We start from the raw sequence: 226 nt of genomic DNA on the forward strand, positions 1-226 counted from the left end.
TGGCCGGCGAGGGCACGTCGCCCACCAGCACGATCCGGTCCCGCTCCGAGCGGGCCTTCGGGTCCGGCACCGGTACGGCGGAGAGCAGCGCCTGGGTGTAGGGGTGGGTGGCGTGCTCGTAGATCTCGGCGTCGGACCCGACCTCCACGATCTTCCCGAGGTACATCACGCCGACCCGGTCGGAGATGTGCCGGACGATCGAGAGGTCGTGCGCGATGAACATGTA

The 226-nt window shown here is 69.0% G+C and carries 1 protein-coding gene; it reads right to left on the reverse strand.

All coding sequences use genetic code 11. The annotated features are described in order from the left end of the window. Positions 1–226: ABC transporter ATP-binding protein (locus AA75_RS26940; RefSeq protein ID WP_149038402.1), on the reverse strand; the 226-nt coding region annotated here is incomplete at both ends.

Source organism: Kitasatospora sp. MBT63, assembly GCF_000710465.2.
Lineage (GTDB): Bacteria > Actinomycetota > Actinomycetes > Streptomycetales > Streptomycetaceae > Kitasatospora.